Raw genomic sequence first — 25,157 nt, 5'->3', positions numbered from 1 at the left:
TAGCAAATAGCTAATGCCTTAATCCTCAAATTTTTTAAATGCTAGCACAGCATTATGGCCGCCAAAGCCAAACCCATTGGATAGCGCAAAGTTAACGTCTTGATGAAGCGCCTCATTAGGAACATAGTTTAAATCACATTCGGGATCTGGTGTATCATAATTGATGGTTGGTGGAATAATGCCATCCATTATACTTTTCAATGTAATAATGGCTTCTATTCCACCGGCCGCGCCAAAGAGATGTCCTGTCATCGATTTTGTGGAGCTAACCTTTAGTTGATAGGCATGGTCACCAAAAACATGTTTAATAGCTTTTGTTTCAGATTTATCTCCCTCTGGAGTACTTGTGCCGTGTGCATTTATATAATCGATGGCTGACCCATCGATATCACCCATTTTTAATGCTAGCTTCATGGCATTGGCAGCACCCGTAAAATCAGGAGCTGTAATATGATAAGCATCAGTTGTCACACCATAACCAACAATCTCACCGAGAATCGTAGCACCCCTTTGTTTCGCGTGTTCATACTCCTCTAGGAATACGATGCCAGCTCCTTCAGACATGACAAAGCCATCTCGCTCGCTATCGAATGGTCGACTGGCCTTTGTTGGTTCTTCATTCCTCGTGGACATGGCTTTCATGCGGGAGAATCCTGCAAAGCTTAGTGGATTTATGGGTGCCTCCGCTCCACCTGCTAAAATGCCATCCGCATAGCCATGTCGAATCGCTAAGAAAGCTTCTCCAATCGCCTGGTTTCCTGTCGCACAAGCTGAAACAGGTGAAAAGCTTGGCCCTTTAAAGCCTGTTTTAATGGCTAGTATTCCTGCAGCCATATTACTAATCATCATTGGCACCATAAATGGTGACACCTTTCTAGGCCCTTGATTGAGCATCGCTTGATGATTTTCTAAAATCGTTTCAATGCCCCCAATGCCAGAGCCAATGTAAACGCCTAAACGCTCCTTATCTACCTGGCCCATACTTAAATTAGCTTGCGTCAGAGCTTGTTGGGCAGCGGCAACAGCATATTGCACAAATAAATCATATTTACTGATTTCTTTTTTATCCATATACAGCGTTGCATCGAAATCCGTACTCGTCCCAGCAATTTGCGTATTAATGCCGCTGAATGCCTCCCCTTGAATTTTTTGAATCCCTGATTTTCCTGCTTTAATATTCTCCCATAAGGCTGATACCGAATTACCTAACGGGGAAACAACACCATATCCAGTCACAACGACTCTTCGTACCATGCACATCGCTCCTTCTTGTTTCATGTCTTACTTTAACAGTTCCTTTAATTGCTCCAGCATCTTTAGAAAGAACGCTTCTCCTAAAACACGTTTATATTGTAAGGCCCCTTTCGTACTTGAAATAAGTAATACAGCTAGAGCCTCCAAATCATTAGTAGCTTGGAGTGCGCCCTGTTGTTTAGCTTCTTTCAATAGCTCAACAAAGACATCGATTTCCATTTGACTAAGCTGCTGAAGCTTTTCTTGCATTGGTTGCGGTAATTCTTGATAATCTGCCTGTAAAGCTGAGATAGGGCAAATGCCGTCTTGCTCTAGAAATTCTATTCGCTGCATAATAAAGGCAAATGGCTTTTCCTCAGCTGGCAAAGTGGACTCCTTCGTCAATGTAAAAGTTCTCTCTAACCCTTGTTGAATCCTTTCACATACAGCAATCCCTAAGTCTCCCTTCTTCTCGAAATGATAGTGAATACTGGCCTTCGTGACGCCAAGCTCCTTTGCTAAATGCTCATAACTAAATGATGTGAATCCTTTTTCCTGAATATTCTTCAATGTTAATTCTATAATTTGCATTTTTCTATTTGTCATGGCTTTATACTAACTTACTAGTAGGTAAGTGTCAATCTAAAAAATGCAGCAGATAAATCGTTTATCTGCTGCTCGCGTGATTATTGCATTTCCTTTGTTGGTCCCATCACGCCAGGTACTGGTAAACCTGCTTGACGGAGCAGGACCGTCATTTGTCCACGATGATGTGTTTGATGGTCAATTAATACACGCAATAAAGCCCCTTTTGGCATCGGCGCTGTAAAGCCGGTTACTACCTCTAGTAAATCGTCATTCGAAAGCTTAGCCACTTCCTCTTTAATACCATTTGCTACGCTTTCATAGGCTGTCACGATCTCAGCCGCAGTCGTTGGCACAGGATCTTCTTGACGAATCATGGGTACTTTTAACCCTGCTAGATAGCTAAAATAACCTGCTGCTCCAACTAAATGCCAGCCCAACCAGCCAAGTGTACTGTGACCCTCCACAATACTTTGATCTAATTTGTCATCTGTTAAAGCCTGTAATACCTGTAGTGTCCCGTTTGATGCATTTGACCATTCTTGTAAGAAATCATCTACATGTCTATACATGTCTTTGCCCCCCATTTTTGAACTTCATTTCTATCATAAATAATTTTCCATGCTGTTACAAGTTTTCGCTAAATAGTTTACATAATAATAATATGTATATATCTCATATTATTCGTATAACACTCCTCGTTCACGTATAATGAAAGAAAATAGCGAAGGAGTGTGCCCATGAGATACCCTGTTCTAGTACTTTCTGTAGTATTTTTACTAGCTGGCTGTCGTGAAGAAGTTCAGAAAGAGCCTGTGCCAGCTCCAACACCATCTGTGGAAGACAAGCAACCAGTGGAACAAGATCAAACGTCACTTCTCTCCTATTTTCCACCTGATGGATCTGTTGCTTCTTTTCAAGGGGAAGGAAATGAATTTGCTAGCTTCACACTAAAAACCACCTACCTCGATACACAGCATATCGTACAAATAGAGGATAATGGTGGTGTAACACTATTAAAAATCTTCCGCATAACGGATACAAGTATTGATCTTGTCTATCGAGAACCTGTTGACAGTAATCCAAGCATGCCAAGTGCAGCTGAGGCAGCTTCTTATCCTGTACTGGAAACCGTACTTCAAAAACCATTACAAGTCGGGACAAGCTTTCAAGGTTGGACCATTGAATCAACGACAGCTACTGTTGATACTGGTACAACGGTCTATCAAGATGTCATCCAGCTAAGTCGCTCTGAAGATCAAATGACCACAACCAAATATTTTGCAAAGGACATTGGTCTAATTCGCAAAGAGGACACGATGGAAACAGAGCAAGATGAGCCATTTGTTGTGACATCAACCTTGCAAAAAATAGAATAATTGAAAGAAAACAGGCGTCCTGCTTGGGCGTCTGTTTTTTAGCAAAGGAGGCCAAACAATGAGTGATATACATAATACAACACCCAAGCAAGATGAATTAACGGAAGAAGAATTTATTGAACTTGTACTAGAGGAACAGCAAAAAGCATTAGCACAGGCGCAAGAAGAACGCATTTATGGAAAAAAGCCCAAAAAACAAAAGCCTCTTGTACGCTGGATCGTGTGGGGTATGGCACTGGTGCTGTTTTTCAATACATTTGCCCTCATTTTTCAAATCTACTCCATACCTGCACTTGAATTTATCAAGGTTTCAACGCGGCTCTCTGCACAAGAAGATATACAAACCTATAAAAAGGCAGTCGTTGAAATTTCAACAGGCTCCAGTAAAGGCACTGGTTTTGCCATCTCACCAGATGGTCTGATTGTCACTAACGCCCATGTTGTCGAACATGCCACAACATTATCAGTCGTCTTTCCTGATGAGGGATTGATGGAGGCAACACTAATCGAGAGCTATCCAGCCGTAGATTTAGCCTTTGTACAGGTGCAAGGTGAGCAACTTCCCTATCTACCTCTTGCAGAAGATCCACCTTACACTGTTAATGAACATGTCTATTTTATTGGAAATCCACTTGCTTTCACCGGCATCGCTAATGAAGGAAGATTGCTAGAAGCCATTCAATTAGAAGATTGGCAGGAACCAGTTAGGATGCTAAAAGCTCCTGTTTATCGTGGCAATAGTGGTAGCCCTGTAATCGATCAGCATGGGGAGGTCATTGGAGTTATCTTTGCCACGATGAAATATGAGCCCATTGGACGTGTTGGCCTGTTTGTACCTGTACAACAACTCCGAAATTTATTAGAAGAGCAATAAAAAATGAACCTGCTTATGACAGGTTCATTTTTTTAGATGCTTTAGGTTTACATAATATTATTATTTATTTTTACTTTCTTGCTTGACGAACTGAGCAATTGGCGATTTTACAGGAATTTTACTGACAACCTCATCACTCACTTCTGCAACCTTTTGTAGCACATGTAAAAGCTTGTCATCCCCTGTCCAATGCTTTTCCACTACATCTGGACCCAACTTATTAATAATGGTATTTACCACAAAAGTTGCTAGTACAACATCATCTAAATAGCCACCAAAGCCTAGCAGTCCTTCTGGCATTAAATCCATCGGTAATACAAAATACGCAATGGATGCCCCAATTAATGCACGACTCTTTTTATCTACACCTGCATCGGTTACAGTTTTAATTAATAAATGAAATAAATCAGGCACAAACATTAAATACGGAGTAAACTTGTTACTTTTTCCTTTTTTCGACCCAAGAAAAGCTACTAATTTTGTACGTAGTTTCTGATAAAAATCTTGTTGCTCCTGTTCATCAGGCAATTTTTCTTCATTATTCACATTCATCTGCCTCCTTCTTTACAAGCATGCGCTATTTTGGCGGGGCTACCCTCCATTTTATGGGGTTATCCGCTACTTTTGTGCAGCTATCCATCAGTTTCACATGGCTATCCGCTACTTTTATAGTGCTATCCTTTACTTTTGCATGGCTATCCACCACTACTATATATTTAACCTAAAATAGAATTTGTAATCCTTAAACTTGCAAATGATACAAAAAAGACATCCTATTTGCATAGGATGTCTTGGGTTTAACGAAAGTGATTTTAATTACTGAGAATTAAAGTTTAGTTACGTTAGCAGCTTGTGGTCCGCGGTTGCCATCTACAACTTCGAATTCCACTTTTTGACCTTCGTCAAGAGTTTTGAAACCTTCGCCTTGGATAGCTGAGAAGTGTACGAATACGTCGTTTTCACCTTCAACTTCGATGAATCCAAAACCTTTTTCTGAGTTAAACCATTTTACTGTACCTTGTTTCATTTAAGAAAACCTCCAAAAAATAAAAGTGAACAATATGTAATTTCTTCAGCGATTGAAAAAAATTCACATATTACAAAGAGTACCGAACTAACGCGATCACTTTTTGTAATATGTGAATTCATGTTTCCGGTGAAGCAATTAAATTGTTAAGTTAAGTATAACTGCCATCCATAATTTTGTCAAATAAAGAAAAAATCTTTTTTACTTTTTTTCAAAATTTTTTTACTTCTCTTCTATTTTACAAGCAATTATTCCATGATATACTTGTGCATCATCATCGCAAGCCTCACAATAAAAGCTTTCATCCTCAGACCAAAAAGCCCAATACTGCTCCTCTTTCGTTGCCTCATTATCATAAGAGGAACGAAAATGCGCTAATCTTTGCTGTAATGCACGTTCAAAGAGCTCCTTCGTGTCAAATGTATCTTCGGTTTGAATATAAGCTTCCCAGCCTTCAAATTTCCACCAAGGCTCATAGTCTGCTTTCATGTAAATAATTGTATACATATTTGCCCATTCCTTGCTGTCATAAGATAGTTTCATTTTAGCAAACACAACTGAAATGTCTATTAAAACCACCTGAATTATGCTATTATTACCTTATTATACATACTTTTTGGAGGTATTTTTATGTTTTCAAGTATTCGACCTAAAGCAGAGCTAGAAGAACTACTAAAACGTGGTACAGATTTACATGCAACAGGCCGATTTTACCAAACACTGGCATTCAATCATTTCAATTCACAAGATGAGGAGCACTTAAAGGCACTTTATCAAAAGCTCAAAGATATTACCCCTTCCATGAATGCCATTTTTCACCATTATTTAAGCGAGATATCCCCTACCTCTCAATTAATCATTAGTGAAGAAAATATTAATCAATACTTAACACAGTTTTTCTTAGCAACTCGTGATGATCATTATGTAGATGAAACTGTCAAATTTTTCAATCTATTCCGTAAGCATCAATATGAGCCTGGTAAATTAATTGTTGTCTTCAACCAATTTGCCTTCTATATTACTACATATATTTTACACAATTTTGGTATCAAGCCAAATAAAGCATTTCAATATATGAAATCATTCCAATCCGCTGTCAATGTCGATCAAGAATTATTAGTGGAAGTGTTAACAGAACGCATTATTGAAAATGTGGTAGGAGAAGTATCCTCTTTAATGGATGTCAATGCCAAAATTATGTACATGAAGGATTTAGTTTTTAGCCTAGATAAGCAAAATGAAGAAATTCAATCCTCTACTGCTGCAACAGAACAGATTGCTGCTTCTATCAATGAGGTTGCACGCATGTCTTCTCATATATCAGAGAAAACAACTGAATCTGTTGACCATGCTACAAAAGGTAAAAACGCTATTGAGCATGCTCTATCGGAGATTTTTAAAACAGAAGAGACATTTACATCCATTGTTGACTCATTTTCAGAATTACAAAAACGGGTAAATGATATTGAGCAGGTTGTCACATTAATCAATCAAATCGCCGATCAAACGAATCTACTCGCACTTAATGCCTCCATTGAAGCAGCGCGTGCAGGTGAACATGGGAAGGGCTTTGCGGTCGTTGCACAGGAAGTACGAAAGCTTGCTGAAAACACGGTAGCTGCGCTAAGTGAAGTATCTGCAAATGTTCATCATTTAAAGAGTTATTCTAATGATGTTTCTAACTCGATTACAGATACGACAGCTATTATTAAAGAAGCAACCGTTGAAGCAAAGGATTCGTTACCATTATTAAATGCCATTGTTCAAGCGATTGAGGGTATTAATTTAGATGTGACAAATACGGCTGCCATTTCCCAGGAACAAGCAGCTGCGATTGATGAAGTTTCAGCAAGAATGATCGAAATTTCAAGCTTGCAGGAAGATATTCGTGATTATAGTCATAATACATCCAGCGATATTCATTTATTAGGAAAAGAAATTAACCGTTTCCGTAATGATCTTATTGCTAACAATAATGTACAGCTTTCATCTATTGCCCTACTACAATTATCGAAAGCGGATCATATTTTATGGAAATGGCGCATTTATAACATGTTCCTTGGCCTAGAAAACGTTGATCCAAGCGATGTTTCTTCTCACAGAGACTGTCGACTTGGCAAATGGTACACTGCGCCTCGTACAGTCGAACGTTTCGGTCATTTACAGGACTATCATGAATTAGATGGCTATCATTTACGCGTCCATGAATCAGCGAAGCTTGCGGCTGAAGCCCATAAAGCGGGTCATATCGTGCAAGCTGATGTTCATCTAAAAGAGGTCGATGAGGCATCAAAGCATGTACTTTATCACATTAATAACTTAATTGCCTATTTAGAAAAAGAACGTGTCATGCAATAAAAGGAGAGGTTCGCCCCTCTCCTCTATTAAGTAGGAGGTATTCCCTTGAACAAACGAGCAAGTATAAAATTTTTTGGTGATGTCTACGGCACAGGCTACCGATTCTTCATCAAGCAAAAAGCTATTGAATTAGGGTTAAAAGGATACTGTCGATTGAATGACGCAGAGCAAATTGAAGTGGAAGTGGAGGGCTCAGAAAAGGCACTCAATGAATTTCTCCTTTTTGTCCAAAAAGGTGTGAGTCCCCAAGCCGATTCCAATTCATTTTCTTTAGAATTATACGATGATTTAAAAGGCTATATACGTATGGAGTCAGACATTGTTTAATGTCTGACTTTTTTGTAGTGTTGTTTTAGAGAGGGGTTTAACAATTTTTAATTAACACGGCGTTTTGTTACATAGGAAGTATGATAAAATTATCGAAAAATATATCGGAGTGATAATAATGAAATTTACTTGTCCTTGTTGCGGATATAAGACATTGAGCGGAAAACCACCAGGTACATATGAGATATGTGAAATTTGTTTTTTGGAAGATGACAGCGTTCAATTTTATGATAATGACTTTGTAGGTGGTGCTAATACACCATCCTTAAGGCAAGCACAGAAAAATTTCATTATATTTGGTGCGTGCGAAGAAAGATGTATTGCGTTTGTAAGAAAACCAAACGAAAAAGACGAAAAAAATTCAAATTGGAAGCCGTTTGTCTAGAGATTAGTCAACACTGGGAAATGATTACTATTCTCCTTTTTATTGAAATCAAAAAAAGTCATGCTCTTAAGAACATGACTTATCATCATTTTTTGATTTTTATCTTTTGAATGGCAGCCACTAATATTGATTCATCAGTGATTTTCACATATTGATTTTTAGATTCCTTCATATACCCTTCTTTGTTTAAATAGGCTTTTAATTTTGATTTTTTCTCAAAGACTTTTTCTTTCACTTTCTGTTCACTTACTGGTTCATCGATATTTTTTGTAATAGACACCAGAAAAATTTTTGTCATCATATATCCCCCTTTGTTTCAGTTACGAATTCACTTGGAAAAAGTTTCATACAAGACTCATTCATTTTGGATGAAGATGCTCTTCTTAGAGAATAAACGGCTCCTTTTCGAGTTAGAGCCGCTCATGGAACTCACTTATCCGCTCTCTCAAGGACCAAAACCGCTCGCAATTTGAGTAATACCGCTCGCTCTGAGGCAGAAGCCGCTCTTGAAATCAAATTACGCTCCTCTATTCAGAGACCGAATTGCAAAAAATCGCTCATTCCGATGTCAAAATGGCTCCTTAGGAGAACTAAACCGACTTATTCATGGAAACAACTCACTTATTCTATGTATTATCATTGAGAAAGTTCACAAATAGCAGTAAAATTTATGTAGGGGATTAATTTTCAATGAAACTTTATGTCGATTATTTCGTATAAGAAGATAGACATATTGAAAAGCAAGGAGGATGAAACAATGCTTAGTGTCGGACAGTTTTTCTCTAGACATAGTGCCAGCTTTCTTATTTCGCTCACAACTGTTTCTATCGCAGCCATTGCGGCAAATCCTGGATTCTTCCTTGGTGGTTTACTGTTTGCGGGTTCCTATGCGACGAGTACAGCGTTGCTGAAACATAGACAAAAAAAGAAAGTCATGCAAATAGCAGGCATCACAAAAGAAGAGTTCAAACACATTGAATCACAAGTATTAACAGCCAATAAGCATATTCAAACATTGAGTCAAAACTATTTACGTGTACGTTCTGTTTCTGCTTTTAAACAACTACTTGAAATGACGCGTATCTCCAAAAATATCGTCAAAATCGTCAAGACAGACCCACGTAAATTTTATAATGTGGAACCATTTTTCTATGCACACTTACCTTCTGCTGTGGAATTAACGGATAAATATACGATGCTTTCCAAGCAGCCTGTGAAGGATAAGGAAATTCAATTAACTTTATCCAAAACACGCGAAACCTTAACTGATTTGAATGACACAATTCAAATTGATTTAAAGGATGCGCTTGCAAATGATATCGATCATCTGCAAATGGAGATTGAATTCGCAAATCGTTCCAATCTTAGACGTAGAGAACAATTGGACTGGCGAGGCGATGATAAATGACAGCAAACGAACACGCTTTTCAACTAAATACCATACCAGGGCTTTCTCCACTAGTCCAATCCTATTTAGAAACAACTCCGCAAAACGAGGCGATAGCGACTTATGAAACGCTATCGCCTCTTGCACAAAGTCGTGCATTATTGTATGCCAGTCAAATCGATTTGGCTGATTTTGAATCATTGCTGTCCCTTGGGCAAGATTCACAGCGAGCTCTGTCTCAATTTGCCGACCGTATGCTTGCTCAAGTAAAGCAAAAAGATGTCACTAAAATTGGTCAAATGCTGGATTCTTTAATGCAGACGTTAGATCGAGTAGATCCGACTGCTTTGGAACCTAAGAAGCAAACCTTTTTCAAAAAAATCTTTGGCAAAACCGAGCCTAATGTGAAGCAAACACTCACAGAATTTGAGCGTATTAGTATACAGGTGGAACGTATTGGTGTACAGCTGGAGCGTGCACAGCTCCAGCTGATCAAAGATGTCGAAAACTTAGAGGCGCTTTATGCCCATAATCGAGGATTTTTTGAGGAATTGGCAACGGCCATTGCCGCAGGACAAATGAAAAAGCAGCAAGCCATTGAGGTAGAACTACCTGCACAAATAACGAGTGTCCAAGCAACCAAACAGCCACTTGCAATTCAGCAATTAAATGACTTTGCTGCTCAAATCGAAAGACTGGATCAACGTATTTATGATTTACAAGTATCACAGCAAGTCGCCCTGCAAACAGCTCCTCAAATCCGTATGATTCAACAGGCCAATCAAACCTTAGCTGAAAAAATTGAGTTTTCTATCGTTACCTTGATTCCGCTCTGGAAAAACCAACTGGCGATGATGTTGTCGATGCATATGGATCATCATTATGCACGTTTAGAGGAGCGATTATCAAGGGCTCATGATCGCTTCTCAAGTCCCACGTTTGAACAGCAAGTTTCGAAGTTTAAAGAAACACAGCAAGAACTGCAAACAGCAATTAAAGATGTTTTTGCCCTGCATACCGCAACTGAACAAGAGAAACAGCAGCTACAGGATGTGGCGGGTGCTAGCAGCTATCAGCGAGATTAACAAAAAAATGGGTGGCTCAGCAAATGTTCTGAACCACCCTGTTTGTTTTTATTCAAAATATTCTTTATAGTAGCCACCGACATTACCTGTGTTGTCGATGATAAAAATGAACTCTTCTGTTTCATTTTTCACTTCATACTCTTTCCCTACAGTTAATACGTTTGATACTAAGTATTTCGATGCATTTGTATGTTTGCAAGTAACCGTTCGTAATGTTGGCGCATCTTTCCATTTTAAATGTAACATATTCTCTCTACCTCTCTTTACTAGCAAAAGCTAATGTCTATTGTTTATTTTATAATATTTTTGGTCTTTTGTGGAGAAAAAAGAAATACTATACCTATTCTATCCAAAAAAAATGAATATTTGAGGTGTTATGATGAGTTTTGGTGGAGTACCGCAATGGTTTTTTATCATTGCTGTAGCATTCGCAATCTGCTTTGTACTTTATGCAGAATGGAATTCTAGAAAATAAGTGAGTCCAACAGGTTGGACTCACTTTTTTGTGCTTATTTTAATGTACGCTTTAAAAATTCCTTCGTACGTTCATGTTGTGGATTGACTAATACTTGTGCTGGAGGGCCTTCCTCCACAATTACACCCTTATCCATAAAGACAACACGATCTGCTACTTCTTTGGCAAATTCCATCTCATGTGTCACAATGAGCATCGTATTGCCCTCGTTTGCTAGCTGACGCATTACCTTTAACACCTCACCCACCATTTCTGGGTCTAATGCGGATGTTGGCTCATCGAATAGCATAACATCAGGATTCATTGATAAGGCACGAGCGATGGCCACGCGCTGCTTTTGTCCGCCTGAGAGTTGACGAGGCTTGGCATTCACATATTGTTCCATGCCAACGATTTTCAAGTATTTAAGCGCCGTTTCTTCTGCTTCTTTTTTCGATCGTTTTAACACTTTGATTTGGCCCACTGTGCAATTACTTATGACATTGTGGTTGTTAAATAAATTGAACTGCTGGAACACCATGCCTAAATGTGTACGATATTCTTGAATATTGTGCTTTTCATCTAGGATGTCTTCCCCTTTATAAATAATTTGACCGCCACTTGGCGTTTCTAATAAATTTATGCAACGAAGCAATGTGGATTTACCAGAGCCAGAGGAGCCAATTAAACAAACTACCTCTCCTTTTTCCACTTGGAAATTCACATCTTTTAACACTTGGTTACGTCCAAATGATTTACTTAAATGTTCGATTTTAATGACTGCCATTTGTGCGTCCCCCCTATACAGCTTCTTTTTGTTCTTTTTGATAGGCATCAGGACCATCTAGACGTTTTTCAACATAAAGAAGGATGCGAGATGCGGTAAATGTCATGATGAAATAAAGAACACATGCAACGAAGAATGATTCGAAATAACGGAAGTTGTTACCCGAAATTGATTTTGTTTGGAAGAATAATTCCGTTACTCCAATGACATTTAATACGGCTGTATCTTTAATATTCATGATTAATTGGTTACCTGTTGCTGGTAAAACATTACGCGCTACTTGTGGTAAAACTACATGAAGCATAATTTGGAAGTGATTCATGCCAATTGCTGATGCTGCCTCGTATTGACCATTATCAATAGATACAATACCGCCACGAACAATTTCTGCCATATAGGCCCCTGTATTGAGGGAAACGACTAAAATACCTGCTGTAATAAAGTGCATATCGATACCGAATGCGATATCTAATCCGTAGTAGACAACCATAGCTTGTACAATCATTGGTGTACCACGGAAAAATTCAACATAGCATGTTAGTATAAAATTAATGAGCTTTAAGCTATAAAATTTCACACCTTTTTTACGAACTGGAATCGTATGCATAATTCCGATGAAAAATCCGATAAATGCACCAATAATTGTACTAATACTCGAAATCAGTAACGTATAATACGCACCTCGTAAAAACATTTGCCAGTTGTTTTCAATAATTGAAAGTATCCATTCAAGACTCATGATGTTCCTCCTAACAATGTCATCTTGCTCGTTTATTTCTTTTGTGTCCTAGCTCTTTCTACTATTCTATGATTTGTCACGCTAGGACATTATCATTATGTAGAGAGGTTCTCATTTTGATAATGATGAAATGATCATGCACGGACTAATTGCTAGTCCGTGCCATATCATTATTGTGCTGCGGGCTGTTGAGAAATAGCTTCTTCCATAATGGCTTGACGATCATCTTCTGAAATGCCTTTTAGGATTTCATTGATTTTTTCACGATTTGCGTCATCTTTACGTAAGCCTACAGCAATTGAAGTATTTGATAGGTCTGTATCAAAGCCTTCTTCAAATGCTACATATGTGAATTTATCGTTGGCTGCAGAAGCGGAAATGCCCTCTGGACGTTCAGCTACATAGCCATCAATTTTACCTGCTTCTAGTGCCACACGCATTGCTGGGAAGCTCTCCATTGCCGTTTGCTTTTCTACGCCTTTAATTTGATCGATAACTGTGTAGTTTGATGTATTTAATTGTGATGTAATTTTAGCACCTGAGAAGTCTTGAATCGATTTTGCGCCTTCATATTTGCTACCTTTTTTAATAACCATAACAAAATCAGAAGTATAATAGTTTTCTGTAAAATCAATTGTTTTCTTACGTTCTTCTGTTGGTGACATACCTGCAATAATTGCATCAATTTTGTTCGATTGTAGCGCTGGAACTAATCCGTCCCACTCCATTTTAACAATGACTAACTCTTTGCCTAAACCTTCAGCGATTTTCTTTGCCATTTGTACATCATAGCCACCTGCATATTCTGCATTATCCGCAATTTTCACTGCGCCATTCGCATCGTCTTGCTGTGTCCAGTTGAACGGTGGGTAGCCAGCCTCCATGCCAATTCGGAATTCACCGCCGCCTTCTTCTTTGTCAGTTCCAGCATCACTTGAACCGCCCTCTTTTTTGTCGCTTGTGCCACATGCAGCTAGCACAATTGCCGTCATGATAGAGATCATTACTAACAACCATTTTCTTTTCATGAAAAACTCCCCTTTTCTGTAAAAAAATAAGACAACTGTACTAAAAAAGACCTAAGTTTATTGAACTTAGGTCTTACCTTTTATGACAGTTGCCCAAATCCTCACTATAATTTCCATGTTTCCGAGATAGCACAACCTAGTAAATCTGGAAATCCATTTACTAGGACAGTCCTGCACTTATTCACTGCAGACCCAGTATAAAAGTACGAGCTCCTTTTATACTTCGGCGATATTTCCTTCTTCATTGCGTCTTCGCTTGCTTTTACTCAACAATGAACTAATAAATACCGCGCCTCTACCTCACTGGTAACAATTCGTGAGGTTTGTTTATTTAATTGATATTTAGATACTACTATAAAACTAATATGTTCGTCAAGACGATTTTAACATTTTTCTGACTAATGACAATATTAGGATATTGTGCGTTCTGCTTCCACTTTAAATCGTTGAACTTTTGTTGATATTTCTGAAAATTACAACAAATATTTATTATAGAGTATGTTCTCTATGTGAGAAAAGTCGCTTTTTTTCTTTCTTTGCTCCTCTAAACGATATAACATTCGTACTCATTCAAGCATAGAATCGGTCAATACCTTTTATCATACAAAAACCCTGCTGAACATTGTTCGCAGGGTTTAATGGCATTATGAATTTAATAATAAATCTTCAGGATTTTCGATTAATTCTTTAACTGTTTTTAAGAATCCTACAGAATCTTTACCATCGATGATACGGTGGTCGTATGAAAGTGCTACATACATCATTGGACGGATTTGAACTTCACCATTTACTGCAACTGGACGGTTTACAATTGAGTGCATACCTAAAATACCAGCTTGCGTACCGTTCATAATTGGTGTTGACATTAATGAACCGAATACACCACCATTTGTGATTGTGAATGATCCACCAGCCATGTCATTTAAGCCTAATTTTTTATCACGAGCTTTTGTCGCTAAGTTAGCGATATCTTTTTCGATTTCTGCAAAGTTTTTACTATTTGCATCGCGTACAACTGGTACGACTAAACCTTCTTCAGTTGATACAGCAATACCGATATCAAAGAAGTTATTTAAATGAATTTCATCGCCAGAGATTTGAGCGTTTACGTATGGGTATTTTTTCAGTGCTGCAACAACAGCTTTAGTGAAGAATGACATGAAACCAAGTTTGATGTCGTTTGCTTTTACAAACTCTTCTTGTTTACGTTTACGAAGTGCCATGATGTTTGTCATGTCAATTTCGTTGAATGTTGTTAACATTGCTGTTGATTGTTTAACTTCTAATAAACGTTTTGCAATTGTTTGGCGACGACGGCTCATTTTTTCAATTGTTACACGGTCAGAATTAGCTGCTGGTGTGAATACTACTGGGCCACCTGAAGTTGCTACGGATGTAGGTGCTGCTGCTGGCGTTACAGCTGGTGCTGTACCGTGAGCTGCTACATCTTGTACACGTACACGTCCTTGTGGATCTACTGGAGATACCGCTGCAAGGTCAATACCTTTTTCACGTGCAAGACGACGTGCTGCTGGAGATGCAACTACACGCTCACCAGAAGTTTCTTCTACTACTGGAGCTGCTGCAACTGGTGCAGGTGCTGCTTGTGGCGCTGCAGGTGCAGGTGCTGCCTCAGTTGGTGCTGCCGCTGGAGCTGCTGCTGCGCCTTCGCCTGCTTCTACTACTGCGATAACTTGACCAACTAGTACAGTATCGCCTTCTTCAGCTAAAATTTGTGTTAATACACCTGCTTCTTCAGAAATGATCTCAGCGTTTACTTTATCTGTTTCAAGTTCAACGATGAATTCACCTTTTTCAACGCGATCGCCCACTTTTTTTACCCACTGTGCGATACTACCTTCTGTAATCGATTCTGCTAATTCAGGGACTTTAATTTCAGCCACTTTCATTTCCTCCTTTGATTAACGTGCATGACGCACATAGAAGGGCTACTGCTTAAGGGCAAGTAGCCCGGTTTCAAAAATTGATATATGATTATTTAACCTTTACTGGCTCAGCAACCGCTTCTTCAATAAGAGCTGCTTGTGCTGCTTTATGAGAATCTGCATCCCCTTCAGAAGTTGAGCTCATTGCAGGACGGCCTACATAGCGAAGTTTTTTACCTTCTGAAAGTTCGTATAATGTTTCTAATGCATAATTCCATGAGCCTTGGTTTTTAGGTTCTTCCTGTACCCAAACAATCTCTTTTGCATTAGGATACTTAGCAATGATACCAGCAACTTGCTCTTTTGGGAATGGGTAAAGTTGTTCTACACGAATAATGTGTAGGTGATCGAAGCCTTCGCCGTCTTTCACGCGCTCTGCTAAGTCGATCATCACTTTACCTGTACCTAAAACGATACGCTCTACAGCTTCTGGTTTAGCCCCTAAGCCTGGTTGTTCGATCACTTCTTGGAATGAACCATTTGCTAATTGCTCAGCATTCGCCGCAGCTAGTGGGTGACGTAATAATGATTTTGGTGATACGACTACAAGTGGACGTACCCCTTCTGTACCTAATAATGCTGCTTGACGGCGTAATAAGTGGTAGTAGTTTCCTGCATTTGAACAGTTCGCTACAAACCAGTTATTTTCAGCTGACATTTGTAAATAGCGTTCCATACGGCTTGAAGAGTGCTCTGGACCTTGACCTTCATAACCATGAGGTAAAAGGATAACTAGGCCAGATTTTTGACCCCATTTTGAGCGTGCCCCTGAAATAAAGTTATCAAACATCACTTGTGCCATATTCGCAAAGTCACCGAATTGTGCTTCCCATACTGTTAGTACATGGCTATTTTCTAGGTTGTAACCATACTCAAAGCCTACCACCCCAGCTTCAGTCAGCGGAGAGTTGTGTACTGTAAAGGATGCGTTCGCACCAGAAATATGGTGTAGTGGCGTGAAGACATTGCCATTGTTTTTATCATGCAGTACTAAGTGACGTTGAGAGAATGTACCACGTTGTGCATCTTGACCTGTAAAGCGTACTGGTGTGCCATCTTGAATAATCGTTGCATACGCTAAAGTTTCAGCATGACCCCAGTCAACTTTTGCAGACGCATAAGCATCACGGCGTTTTTCTAAGATTTTACCAAGCTTTTTCTGTGGTTCGAAGTTTTCTTCAAACACTAAAAGCTCTTCATTGATTTTTTCTAAACGTTCCGCACCTACTGCTGTATCAATTTGTGGGAACTCTACTTTTAATTCTTCTGGCATTTCTAAATGATGATGATCATCTTTTTCTGCCATTTCTTTGACATGGTCATAGGCTGCTTGCATTTCGGCATAGATAGCTGTATCTAGTGCCGCTACATCATCAGCAGTTACAAGACCTTCTGCCACTAATTGTGCACCATATAATGCACGCACTGTTTCATGTTTAGACACTAATTTGTATGTTTCTGGGTTTGTCACTGTTGGGTCATCTGTTTCATTATGACCATGGCGACGGTAACCTACTAAGTCCACAATAATGTCTTTGCCAAATGTTTGACGGTAGTTTGCCGCAAAACGTCCGACTTGCACTACTGCCTCTGGGCTATCTGCATTGACATGGATTACTGGTACTTCATAGCCTTTTGCAGGGTCAGAAGAATACACAGAAGAACGAGAATCATAATGTTCTGTTGTGAATCCGATCATATTGTTTGCGATAATATGGATTGTTCCACCTGTTGTAAAGCCTTCTGTTTTAGCGAAGTTTAACACTTCTGTTACAATCCCTTGACCTGGGAATGCAGCGTCACCGTGTACAAGAATGCCTAAGCCCTTTGTACGGTCAAAAATAGGTTGCCCTGGTTTAGATGTATCATCTTGTGTTGCACGAGTAGCACCAAGTACTACTGGATTACCCACTTCTAAGTGAGATGGGTTGTAAGCCAATTTCACATTCATACCAGATTCACGGTTGTAAGAAGCACCCATGTGGTATTTCACATCACCTGTCCAACCTTTTGTAATTTCAAGGCGGCCATGCTCTGGCATAAATAAATCATTGGAAACATGTGCAAAATCAGAGAACATCATGTCATAAGGTTTATTTAAAATATGTGTTAAAACGTTTAAGCGACCACGGTGTGCCATACCAATACGTACGTTTTCCACATTTTTTGCTTCTGCCGTTTTAATAATTTCATCAAATAGTACGATTTGCGTATCTAAGCCCTCACCAGAGAAACGCTTTTGTCCTACAAAAGTTTTATGAATAAATTTCTCGAAATTTTCAACGCGAGTTAAACGATCTAATAAGGCTTTCTTCTCATCCGCAGATAATGCTTGTTTGAATGAGCCTGATTCGATTTGCGCTTGAATCCAATCACGTTCTTCAGTAGCTACTACGTGACCATATTCAAATGCTACTTTATCTGTATAAATAGCTTTTAAATAGTCGATTGCATCCTTACCATTTTTCACGTTTGCTGGCACATCTTTGAAGAAGATTGCTGCAGGAATTTCAGCTAAATCTGCAGCGCTTAAGTTGAACGCGCTTTCTTCAATTTGAGCTGTTTGTAGTTCACGGTTTTTCAGAGGATAGATATCTGCCGCTAAATGACCGCGTGAACGAATTGCATCTGCTAGTTTTACAGCGGCTAACACTTTTTTGTAATCGCCAGCAGGAGCCGCTGCTGTATGACTAGCTACAGCTACTTCACCTTCTACTACTACTGGTGCACCAAATTGTTGGAATAAAGAAACTAACTCCGGTTCTACTTCTTCAGGAGACTGTAAGAATAAGTCGTATTGCTCCATCACATATCCTAGGTTAGGACCAGAGAAAGCTGACCATGGAGAACTTACAGTTGTAACGTTGTTCGACATGAAAAATGACCTCCAAATTTTGCCTTTCGGCAGTTCCATTAATTAAATTGCAATTAATTATATAATATTTAGCCGTTCTTTAAAAGAATGTTTCACACTACTTTTCCATATTTTAAAGAACGTTTTTTCCATCTCAATCTTACTACTCTTCACAAAAAATACAACTCTTTTTAGCAAATTAAGCAATTTTTTTCGCAAAGGATAGAATAATGAAATAAAGCATGTATTTTTCTTAATATTTTAGCGGGATTTTCAGCAAGAAAACGGTTCCAATATTAACCTCACTCTTGACTTCTACTGTGGCATTATATTTTTCAAGTAACATCTTCGAAATACTAAGCCCTAAGCCTGTTCCACCAATTTGGCGATTTCTTGCTTCATCCACTCGATAAAAACGATCAAAGATAAACGGAATATTGTCTTGTGCTATTCCTATACCATTATCAGTAATTTCTAAACAAGCATAATTTCCAGCAACAGAAATAGAAATTTGTATCTCAGGAATTTTTTCACAATAACGAATAGCATTCTCTATTATATTACGAACGATTTGACTTAGTGCATTTTCGGTAATAAATAACGGACCTATTTCACCATGTTTCGACAGCGACATTCGCGCTTGAGGATGAACAAGCTTTACCTCATCCATCACTGCTTCGATGACCACTAGTGCATCGGCCTCACTTGTTTCATCTTTTTCCTCACGCCGTGCAAGTTCTAATAATTCTTCAATCATTTTGCGCATACGAGCAATTTCTGTTAAGGAGGTATCAATGGATTCCTCTAATATAGCAGGATCATGTTTGCCCCATCTTTTTAAAAGAGAAAGATGCCCTTCAATTGCTTGAATGGGCGTACGCAGCTCATGAGAAGCATCGGCGACAAATTGTTGCTGCTGGGTAAATGAGATTTGCAGCTCATTCATCATGGCATTGTACATCTTCAGTAAATCACCAATTTCGTCATGTGATGTATAGGATAGCTGTATAGGCTCGTTAAATCCTTGATCCATCACAGTTTTCATGGATGCTCGCAATTCGTGCAGTGGCTTCATTAAATAGTTCGCGAGATAATAGCCAATAGAGCCAGATAACACTAAGGCTCCTAACCCTGCAATCAGCATGGCTGTCAAGAGATAACGCATGAGAGATTGAAAACTAGTTAACGGGTGAATCACTTGAATATAGCCTTGGAAAAAACCCATCCGAATCGGTTCATTAATGACCAACACATCTTGCTTATCAATGGTCATCTCAAAAATTTCTTGCAATGAATTAAGTGGTGCAGCAGCAGAGGTATCATTGATTCGTAAAATATCCACCCCATCAGCATTAAATATTCGGACCGTCTCATCACGATCCGCAATCGATTTGAGCAAGCCCGTATTGTGCTGAATTTGCTGAATGGTAATTGTAGGACCTTGGGACTCTAAAAAAGAAATGATATCCTTACTAGTCCTATTGACCTTACTCTCCTCATCGTTTAATAACCATGTATGCAGAGAAAGATAGACGACTACACAAATAATCGTAAAGCTAATAAAGATGACACTGCTTGAGGTCAGCATCCATTTTTTTTGCAGGGACTGATGACGTAAATAATTTCTTAACTTATTCATTCTCGCATCACATACCCAACACCGCGAACGGTTTCAATATAATCATTCATCGCCCCAGGGAGCTTTGTACGTAAATGTCTGATATAAACATCTACCACGTTGGTCTCGATATCCGTATCATAGCCCCAAACGGATGTTAAAATATGCTCTCGTGTGCATACTCTATTTTTGTGCTCGATTAATAGTTTCAATAAGTCATATTCTGTCTTTGTTAGATCAAGTTTATTCCCCTGAACGAAAACTTCATAGGCAGCTACATCTATTTCAATATCCCGTAGGCATAAAGATTCACTGTTTGTCTGCTCTGGCGTGACACGACGTAAAATCGTCCGTATTCTAGCCAGCAGCTCTTCAATCGCAAATGGCTTGACGATATAGTCATCAGCCCCAGCATCGAGTCCTGCTACACGATCCATCACAGCATCTCGTGCCGTTAATAAAATGATCGGCACTTGTGATTGTGTTCGGATACGGCGGCAAATCTCTATCCCATTAATACTTGGTAACATCACATCCAGTAAAAGTACATCAAAATTTTCCGACGTTGCCAAAGACAATCCTTCTCGACCATCAAAGGCAGTTTTCACTTCATAGCCTTCGTGTTGTAATTCAAGTTCCACAAAACGAGCGATATGCTTTTCATCTTCTACCAACAATATCTTCTTAGGCATCGTATCACCTTCTATTCCAAAATAACGATGTAGGATTTTTATCCCTATACTGTTATAGCATAACATCAAATAAAAAGTCTGTCTCACAAGGAAAACCTTGTGGACAGACTTTTTAGTGTATGTCGGAAATAGAGAGGTTGTTTTTCCCCGACTCTTTTGATTTATATAATGCTTGGTCAGCTAAATCCATTAGCTGATCCAATGTTTGAGCATGGTCTGGGTAATAGGCAATGCCAATTGAAGCAGTTGGTGTAAAAAGATGGTCCTCTATCATCCAGCCTTCTGCTAATTCATCGCGTATGCGTCGAATTATATGCATAATTTGATGATGTCTTTTTTCTTGATCTCTTGTTAAGCCCGTTAAGATGACAATAAATTCATCGCCACCTATTCGAATAACCATATCATGGCTACGAACAGTTTTGTTCAAGGAACTGCCGAATCGCTGAATAAACGCATCGCCAGTCTCATGACCAAAGTGATCATTTACTTCTTTAAAATCATCACCGTCTATATAGAGCATCGCCACACAGGTTTGATTTTCATTTGCTTCTGCTAGGATTTTAGGAAACTCCTTTTCTAAAAAACGCCGATTAGGTAGCTGAGTTAAAGCATCATGATACGCTAGATATAGCAAATCATTTTCCCTTTCTTTGCGATGCGTAATTTCACGAGACACCATCATAATTTGGGAAACTTTTTCACGTTCAGGATCATGCACAACCGTGACATTTCCTTCTGTCCATATCGGGGTTCCATCTTTCGCCTTCAGTAAAAGTTCAAACTGTGAATCTGTTTGCCCTGTATAATTATTTAAGAATGTTTGCCATTCGTCTTTACTTTCTCGATCAATAATGTCACTGTAAAACTGTCCTTGTAGCTCTACATTTTCATAACCTAAATAAATACCATAGGACGGGGAAGCATAAATAATGATGCCATCTTCATTAGTAATCACAATTAAATCATTTGTATTTTCTGTGATAAGTCGGAAAGTACGTTCAATATTTTTTAATTCTGTGAACATTCTTTTCTTATCCGTAATATCATAGTTAATGGTTAAAATTTGTTCAATTTGACCAAACTCATCTTTTAATGGAACAATGGTAGCTTCTACCCAGTAATCGGCATGATATTTCGTTCGATAGCAAAGTTCTCCACGCCACATTCCCATCGTATCCAGCTTATCTTCAATTATTTGAAAAAGGTTTTGCCCACGGAATCGAGGTTCGATCAATGCGTAGGGCTGACCGATTAATTCCTCCGCCGTGTAGCCAGAAGCCTGTAAAAACATCTCACTCACTTCGGTAATGTTACCCTTACGATCTAATACAGCAATGGCCGTAGCTGAATTTAATGCAGATTTAAAGACCTCTAGTCCATGAGACTTCGAACGTAATTCTGCTTTTTGTAAAGTAAATTGTGTAAAATCTTGCATGATAAGAAAAATGGCAAATGAATTATCATCCTGCATCACTGGTGATAGTGACAGTAAATACATACGTTCCTGCTGGTCCAATGTATGCAATTTAATAAACTTCTCACCAACGTTTTCCCCTCTTGCAGCTTTTTGCAAACAAATTTTAATTTGTTCAACTTCTTCCTTTGGAATAATCGGTAAATCCACAAACATTTTCTGTTTGACGGCTTCATTATCTAATTGAAAATCTTCCATAAAGCTTGAATTCACTTCGTATATCATTCCTTCAGCCGATAAAATGACTGTTGAGAAAAAGGCATGGTCAAACATGGACCGCATAAATAAAAATTTATCTTCAATACTGCGGTCATAGAGTATTTCCTTCGTGATGGCTAATATATAGTCTTCATTCTTATATTTCAACGGTCTGACGGATGTTTCATATTTACGAACCTCCGATTGAACATATGCATAATCTACATAGTCAACCTGTTTATGTTGTCTAATGGCCTCATGGTAATTTTTCTGAATGATCAAAAAATTACGCTTTGAGGTAACGGTCGAAATCATTTTGCCAATCGCCTCATTCGATAACAGATCTTGAGCTGCTTGATTTAAGCGAATATATTGATAATCGTCCCCTACTTTTTTCACGAGAAAAACAAAATCCTTGCCAATAAATAATGAGTTAAAGAAATCTTCGCTTAAAATATACTCCATGCTGTCACCTCCAGAAAAGCCATTGCCATCATGATAGAAATGTTCGTATGTATGTGTTGTTAGAATAAAAATAATACTACTATTATAACATAAAAATAAAAAATTACCTTTCTAGAATCATAAAAATTATATCCTTTTAAGGATAATATTTGATATATTACCTATTCTAACAAGCAACCAATCCTACTAAAGATGTAGATAAATGATTAATATTAGATAAAATTGATAGGTTAGACTTAAGGCTATAAAACAACAATTTTATGGATAATCTCGCTTCACTTGTCAGAATATACTGACAATTAACCTCAAATTTTGTTTTTTTACGAGCAAAATGATTGCATCGAACAGATAATATGTTATATTATATTTAAAAAACTAGCCTTTTTTCGGTATGGTCGAAATCAGTAAGACAGCGGGAGATTATGGAATATCATAGTTATAACGTCTAGTTCTTTGGGTTTTAATTCCAGTACGAATTTTAGTTTTCTTCTTTATGCTTCAACGGAATTGTTTTAACTACCCTAGTAAAGGAGGCGTTTCGTATGCTTAAACATCGAGACCTGCATGAATGTACAGAGCTTTATGAGCTATTATCACACCCTTCTGTATTCCCTTTTGTCCGTCAAAAAGCCACATCCGCTGATGAATATTGGTTTATGACAAAACAACTGATTGAAGAGGAAGCGAGAGGACTCGCTATCTCGAGGACCATAACTGATGATTGGGGTCAACCAATCGGCACCATTAGTATTCACGATGTGGAGGACGGTGCAGGCTTTCTAGGAACGTGGATTGGACTCCCTTACCAAGGTAAAGGTTATAATCAAAAAGCAAAAATGTTATTTTTGAACGAGTTATTTTTTGACTATAATTTTCATACGGTCTTTCTCCGTATACGTGTTGAAAATTTAAAATCACAGCGTGCTGCTTTAAAGCTTCCTTATGTGGTGAGTGCCAATGAAAGTCATCCAACATTATTAGCGCAGGTTAATAGCGGTGAGGCACAATTTAATTTATTTAAAATACCAAAAGATTTATTCTACCTAACAACAGCACATCAAATGCAAGAAGGCGAAGAGCAAGCAATGTAGTGTGTATATATAAAAGAGAAGCTATAAGGTTTTGTCATTTCGACCTACCTCATAGCTTCTTTTCTTTTTTCAAATAGCACTTATTTCTTATACCGTAAAATTAATGACGCCATTTCATCTGGTGTTTTTGGTTTTTGCGTTTTTGCCATTGTCTCCACCATTTCCACTTTACGCTCTGTTAGTGTATGAACAGACTTCATAAAAGATTCCTTTGTCAACTCGTCTTCCTGTAGCACTTCTGCGTAACCTTGTTTTTTAAACAAGTTGGCATTTAAAATTTGATCCCCACGGCTTTTTTGCGCTGAGAGAGGTACTAATAGCATCGGCTTGTGAAGCGCTAAAAATTCAAAAATGGAGTTAGAGCCTGCTCGTGACACAATAAAGTCTGCAGCATGCAGTAAATCAGGTAACTCTGTTGTCACATACTCAAATTGCTTGTAGCCTGGCATTGCCTCCAGTGCTTGATCATAATTCCCCTTCCCACATAAATGAATGATGTGAAATTGTTTGAGGAGCTCTGGTAAGTTTTTACGTAGTGCCTCATTTAAGACAACAGAGCCTAAGCTCCCTCCCATAACAAGTAAAACAGGCTTTAAAGTAGAAAAGCCGCAGAAAGATAGCCCCCTTGCTCTTTCTCCCTCAAATAACTCAGGACGAATAATGGAGCCTGTGCAAGTAGCCTTCTCTTGAGGTAAATGCTTCAGTGTTTCTTCAAAAATCGTGAATACATGTGAAGCAAAAGGTAAGGCTATTTTATTGGCAAGACCAGGTGTGACATCAGATTCATGGATGACGACTGGCACACCTGCTAATTTCGCTGCCATCACAACGGGTACAGAGACAAACCCTCCCTTTGAAAAGACAACCTGTGGCTTTACTTTTTTTATAATACGAAAAGCCTGCATCATTCCAGCAAGCACTTTAAATGGATCTGTAAAATTTTTCATGGAGAAATAACGACGCAATTTACCACTCGCAATGCCATAAAACGGAACATCGGGGAACGCCTCACCAATTAATTCTTTTTCAATACCTTGCTCTGAGCCAATATAGTGGACATCATAACCAAGTTCTAGTAAAGACGGGAGTATCGCCTGATTTAACGATACATGGCCAGCTGTCCCACCACCGGTTAAAATGATTGTTTGTTGTTTCACACAAATTCTCC

Annotated in this window: 25 protein-coding genes and 1 riboswitch; of the genes, 8 read left to right on the top strand and 17 right to left on the bottom strand. The window is 38.6% G+C overall.

The annotated features are described in order from the left end of the window. Positions 1 to 18: 18 nt before the first annotated feature. The 3 genes from fabF to PSR12_RS11255 all read right to left on the bottom strand — a co-directional run bounded on the left by fabF (position 19) and on the right by PSR12_RS11255 (position 2,390). Complete coding sequence (gene fabF / locus PSR12_RS11265) at positions 19 to 1,254, bottom strand: beta-ketoacyl-ACP synthase II (protein WP_263082489.1); 1,236 nt, start codon at positions 1,252 to 1,254, stop codon at positions 19 to 21. A 27-nt stretch (positions 1,255 to 1,281) separates the two neighbouring features. Continuing rightward, positions 1,282 to 1,839 (bottom strand): TetR/AcrR family transcriptional regulator, encoded by a 558-nt coding sequence (locus tag PSR12_RS11260; RefSeq protein WP_274773260.1) that lies wholly within the window; start codon positions 1,837 to 1,839, stop codon positions 1,282 to 1,284. 80 nt (positions 1,840 to 1,919) lie between these two features. After that, positions 1,920 to 2,390, bottom strand: a complete 471-nt coding sequence (locus tag PSR12_RS11255; RefSeq protein WP_274773258.1) for a DinB family protein — start codon at positions 2,388 to 2,390, stop codon at positions 1,920 to 1,922. A 168-nt stretch (positions 2,391 to 2,558) separates the two neighbouring features. On the opposite strand from PSR12_RS11255, the gene PSR12_RS11250 reads away from it, so the two are divergent. Both PSR12_RS11250 and PSR12_RS11245 read left to right on the top strand, forming a co-directional pair. Continuing rightward, positions 2,559 to 3,197 (top strand): hypothetical protein, encoded by a 639-nt coding sequence (locus PSR12_RS11250; RefSeq protein ID WP_263082488.1) that lies wholly within the window; start codon positions 2,559 to 2,561, stop codon positions 3,195 to 3,197. A 58-nt stretch (positions 3,198 to 3,255) separates the two neighbouring features. Then, positions 3,256 to 4,071 carry a S1C family serine protease gene (locus tag PSR12_RS11245; protein ID WP_274773256.1) on the top strand — a complete coding sequence of 272 codons (816 nt, stop codon included), beginning with the start codon at positions 3,256 to 3,258 and terminating at the stop codon, positions 4,069 to 4,071. 60 nt (positions 4,072 to 4,131) lie between these two features. On the opposite strand, the gene PSR12_RS11240 is transcribed toward PSR12_RS11245, so the two are convergent. The 3 genes from PSR12_RS11240 to PSR12_RS11230 form a co-directional block, all read right to left on the bottom strand. Then, the gene (locus PSR12_RS11240) at positions 4,132 to 4,623 is read right to left on the bottom strand and encodes a YkvA family protein (protein WP_274773254.1); all 492 of its coding nucleotides are present in this window, start codon (positions 4,621 to 4,623) and stop codon (positions 4,132 to 4,134) included. Positions 4,624 to 4,897: 274 nt separating this feature from the next. Further along, the gene (locus tag PSR12_RS11235) at positions 4,898 to 5,098 is read right to left on the bottom strand and encodes a cold-shock protein (RefSeq protein ID WP_004230088.1); all 201 of its coding nucleotides are present in this window, start codon (positions 5,096 to 5,098) and stop codon (positions 4,898 to 4,900) included. A gap of 222 nt (positions 5,099 to 5,320) precedes the next feature. Beyond that, entirely contained in the window at positions 5,321 to 5,605 is a 285-nt protein-coding gene (locus tag PSR12_RS11230; protein ID WP_009371335.1) for a DUF1033 family protein, read from the bottom strand. A 123-nt stretch (positions 5,606 to 5,728) separates the two neighbouring features. On the opposite strand from PSR12_RS11230, the gene PSR12_RS11225 reads away from it, so the two are divergent. The 3 genes from PSR12_RS11225 (at position 5,729) to PSR12_RS11215 (ending at position 8,168) form a co-directional block, all read left to right on the top strand. Next, positions 5,729 to 7,456, top strand: a complete 1,728-nt coding sequence (locus PSR12_RS11225) for a globin-coupled sensor protein (RefSeq protein WP_274773242.1) — start codon at positions 5,729 to 5,731, stop codon at positions 7,454 to 7,456. 45 nt (positions 7,457 to 7,501) lie between these two features. Next, complete coding sequence (locus PSR12_RS11220) at positions 7,502 to 7,783, top strand: acylphosphatase (protein ID WP_016994023.1); 282 nt, start codon at positions 7,502 to 7,504, stop codon at positions 7,781 to 7,783. Positions 7,784 to 7,901: 118 nt separating this feature from the next. After that, complete coding sequence (locus PSR12_RS11215; protein ID WP_274773239.1) at positions 7,902 to 8,168, top strand: CPCC family cysteine-rich protein; 267 nt, start codon at positions 7,902 to 7,904, stop codon at positions 8,166 to 8,168. An 85-nt stretch (positions 8,169 to 8,253) separates the two neighbouring features. Here PSR12_RS11215 and PSR12_RS11210 read toward each other — a convergent pair whose 3' ends face one another. Beyond that, a complete protein-coding gene (locus PSR12_RS11210; RefSeq protein ID WP_221682179.1) occupies positions 8,254 to 8,466 on the bottom strand; it encodes a hypothetical protein in 213 nt (70 codons plus the stop codon). Between the two features lie 459 nt (positions 8,467 to 8,925). Between PSR12_RS11210 and PSR12_RS11205 the strand changes: the two genes are divergently transcribed. Together PSR12_RS11205 and PSR12_RS11200 are read left to right on the top strand one after the other, a co-directional pair. Next, a complete protein-coding gene (locus tag PSR12_RS11205; RefSeq protein ID WP_221682181.1) occupies positions 8,926 to 9,576 on the top strand; it encodes a 5-bromo-4-chloroindolyl phosphate hydrolysis family protein in 651 nt (216 codons plus the stop codon). Continuing rightward, positions 9,573 to 10,640, top strand: coding sequence for a toxic anion resistance protein (locus PSR12_RS11200; protein ID WP_221682183.1), 1,068 nt, complete (start codon positions 9,573 to 9,575; stop codon positions 10,638 to 10,640). The genes PSR12_RS11205 and PSR12_RS11200 overlap by 4 nt, the downstream gene beginning before the upstream one ends. 48 nt (positions 10,641 to 10,688) lie before the next feature. Here PSR12_RS11200 and PSR12_RS11195 read toward each other — a convergent pair whose 3' ends face one another. The 9 genes from PSR12_RS11195 to PSR12_RS11155 all read right to left on the bottom strand — a co-directional run bounded on the left by PSR12_RS11195 (position 10,689) and on the right by PSR12_RS11155 (position 22,898). Then, complete coding sequence (locus PSR12_RS11195; protein ID WP_221682185.1) at positions 10,689 to 10,886, bottom strand: DUF6501 family protein; 198 nt, start codon at positions 10,884 to 10,886, stop codon at positions 10,689 to 10,691. A gap of 263 nt (positions 10,887 to 11,149) precedes the next feature. After that, positions 11,150 to 11,881: an amino acid ABC transporter ATP-binding protein gene (locus PSR12_RS11190; protein WP_274773234.1), complete on the bottom strand. Its 732-nt coding sequence runs from the start codon at positions 11,879 to 11,881 to the stop codon at positions 11,150 to 11,152. A gap of 13 nt (positions 11,882 to 11,894) precedes the next feature. Further along, positions 11,895 to 12,620, bottom strand: coding sequence for an amino acid ABC transporter permease (locus PSR12_RS11185; RefSeq protein WP_004230111.1), 726 nt, complete (start codon positions 12,618 to 12,620; stop codon positions 11,895 to 11,897). A 170-nt stretch (positions 12,621 to 12,790) separates the two neighbouring features. Then, positions 12,791 to 13,648, bottom strand: a complete 858-nt coding sequence (locus tag PSR12_RS11180; RefSeq protein ID WP_004230114.1) for a transporter substrate-binding domain-containing protein — start codon at positions 13,646 to 13,648, stop codon at positions 12,791 to 12,793. Positions 13,649 to 13,767: 119 nt separating this feature from the next. Further along, a riboswitch (Lysine riboswitch) is annotated at positions 13,768 to 13,954 on the bottom strand. A 338-nt stretch (positions 13,955 to 14,292) separates the two neighbouring features. Continuing rightward, positions 14,293 to 15,552, bottom strand: coding sequence for a 2-oxoglutarate dehydrogenase complex dihydrolipoyllysine-residue succinyltransferase (gene odhB / locus PSR12_RS11175; protein WP_221682187.1), 1,260 nt, complete (start codon positions 15,550 to 15,552; stop codon positions 14,293 to 14,295). Between the two features lie 91 nt (positions 15,553 to 15,643). After that, positions 15,644 to 18,469, bottom strand: coding sequence for a 2-oxoglutarate dehydrogenase E1 component (locus tag PSR12_RS11170; RefSeq protein ID WP_048392890.1), 2,826 nt, complete (start codon positions 18,467 to 18,469; stop codon positions 15,644 to 15,646). A gap of 232 nt (positions 18,470 to 18,701) precedes the next feature. Beyond that, the gene (locus PSR12_RS11165; RefSeq protein ID WP_221682189.1) at positions 18,702 to 20,087 is read right to left on the bottom strand and encodes a HAMP domain-containing sensor histidine kinase; all 1,386 of its coding nucleotides are present in this window, start codon (positions 20,085 to 20,087) and stop codon (positions 18,702 to 18,704) included. Then, positions 20,084 to 20,758, bottom strand: coding sequence for a response regulator transcription factor (locus tag PSR12_RS11160; RefSeq protein ID WP_004230122.1), 675 nt, complete (start codon positions 20,756 to 20,758; stop codon positions 20,084 to 20,086). Before PSR12_RS11160 ends, PSR12_RS11165 begins: the two co-directional genes overlap by 4 nt. Before the next feature lie 112 nt (positions 20,759 to 20,870). Beyond that, positions 20,871 to 22,898, bottom strand: a complete 2,028-nt coding sequence (locus PSR12_RS11155) for a diguanylate cyclase domain-containing protein (RefSeq protein WP_221682197.1) — start codon at positions 22,896 to 22,898, stop codon at positions 20,871 to 20,873. A 542-nt stretch (positions 22,899 to 23,440) separates the two neighbouring features. Between PSR12_RS11155 and PSR12_RS11150 the strand changes: the two genes are divergently transcribed. Next, on the top strand, positions 23,441 to 23,989 hold the full coding sequence (locus PSR12_RS11150) for a GNAT family N-acetyltransferase (protein WP_004230128.1): 549 nt from the start codon (positions 23,441 to 23,443) through the stop codon (positions 23,987 to 23,989). A gap of 80 nt (positions 23,990 to 24,069) precedes the next feature. Here the strand turns inward: PSR12_RS11150 and PSR12_RS11145 are convergent, their stop codons facing one another. Further along, positions 24,070 to 25,146, bottom strand: a complete 1,077-nt coding sequence (locus tag PSR12_RS11145; protein WP_263082485.1) for an undecaprenyldiphospho-muramoylpentapeptide beta-N-acetylglucosaminyltransferase — start codon at positions 25,144 to 25,146, stop codon at positions 24,070 to 24,072. Between the last annotated feature and the right edge of the window lie 11 nt (positions 25,147 to 25,157).

It is taken from the genome of Lysinibacillus sp. G01H (assembly GCF_028872195.1).
GTDB classification, from domain to species: domain Bacteria; phylum Bacillota; class Bacilli; order Bacillales_A; family Planococcaceae; genus Lysinibacillus; species Lysinibacillus capsici.
This window is presented reverse-complemented; position numbering and strand designations above follow the sequence as displayed.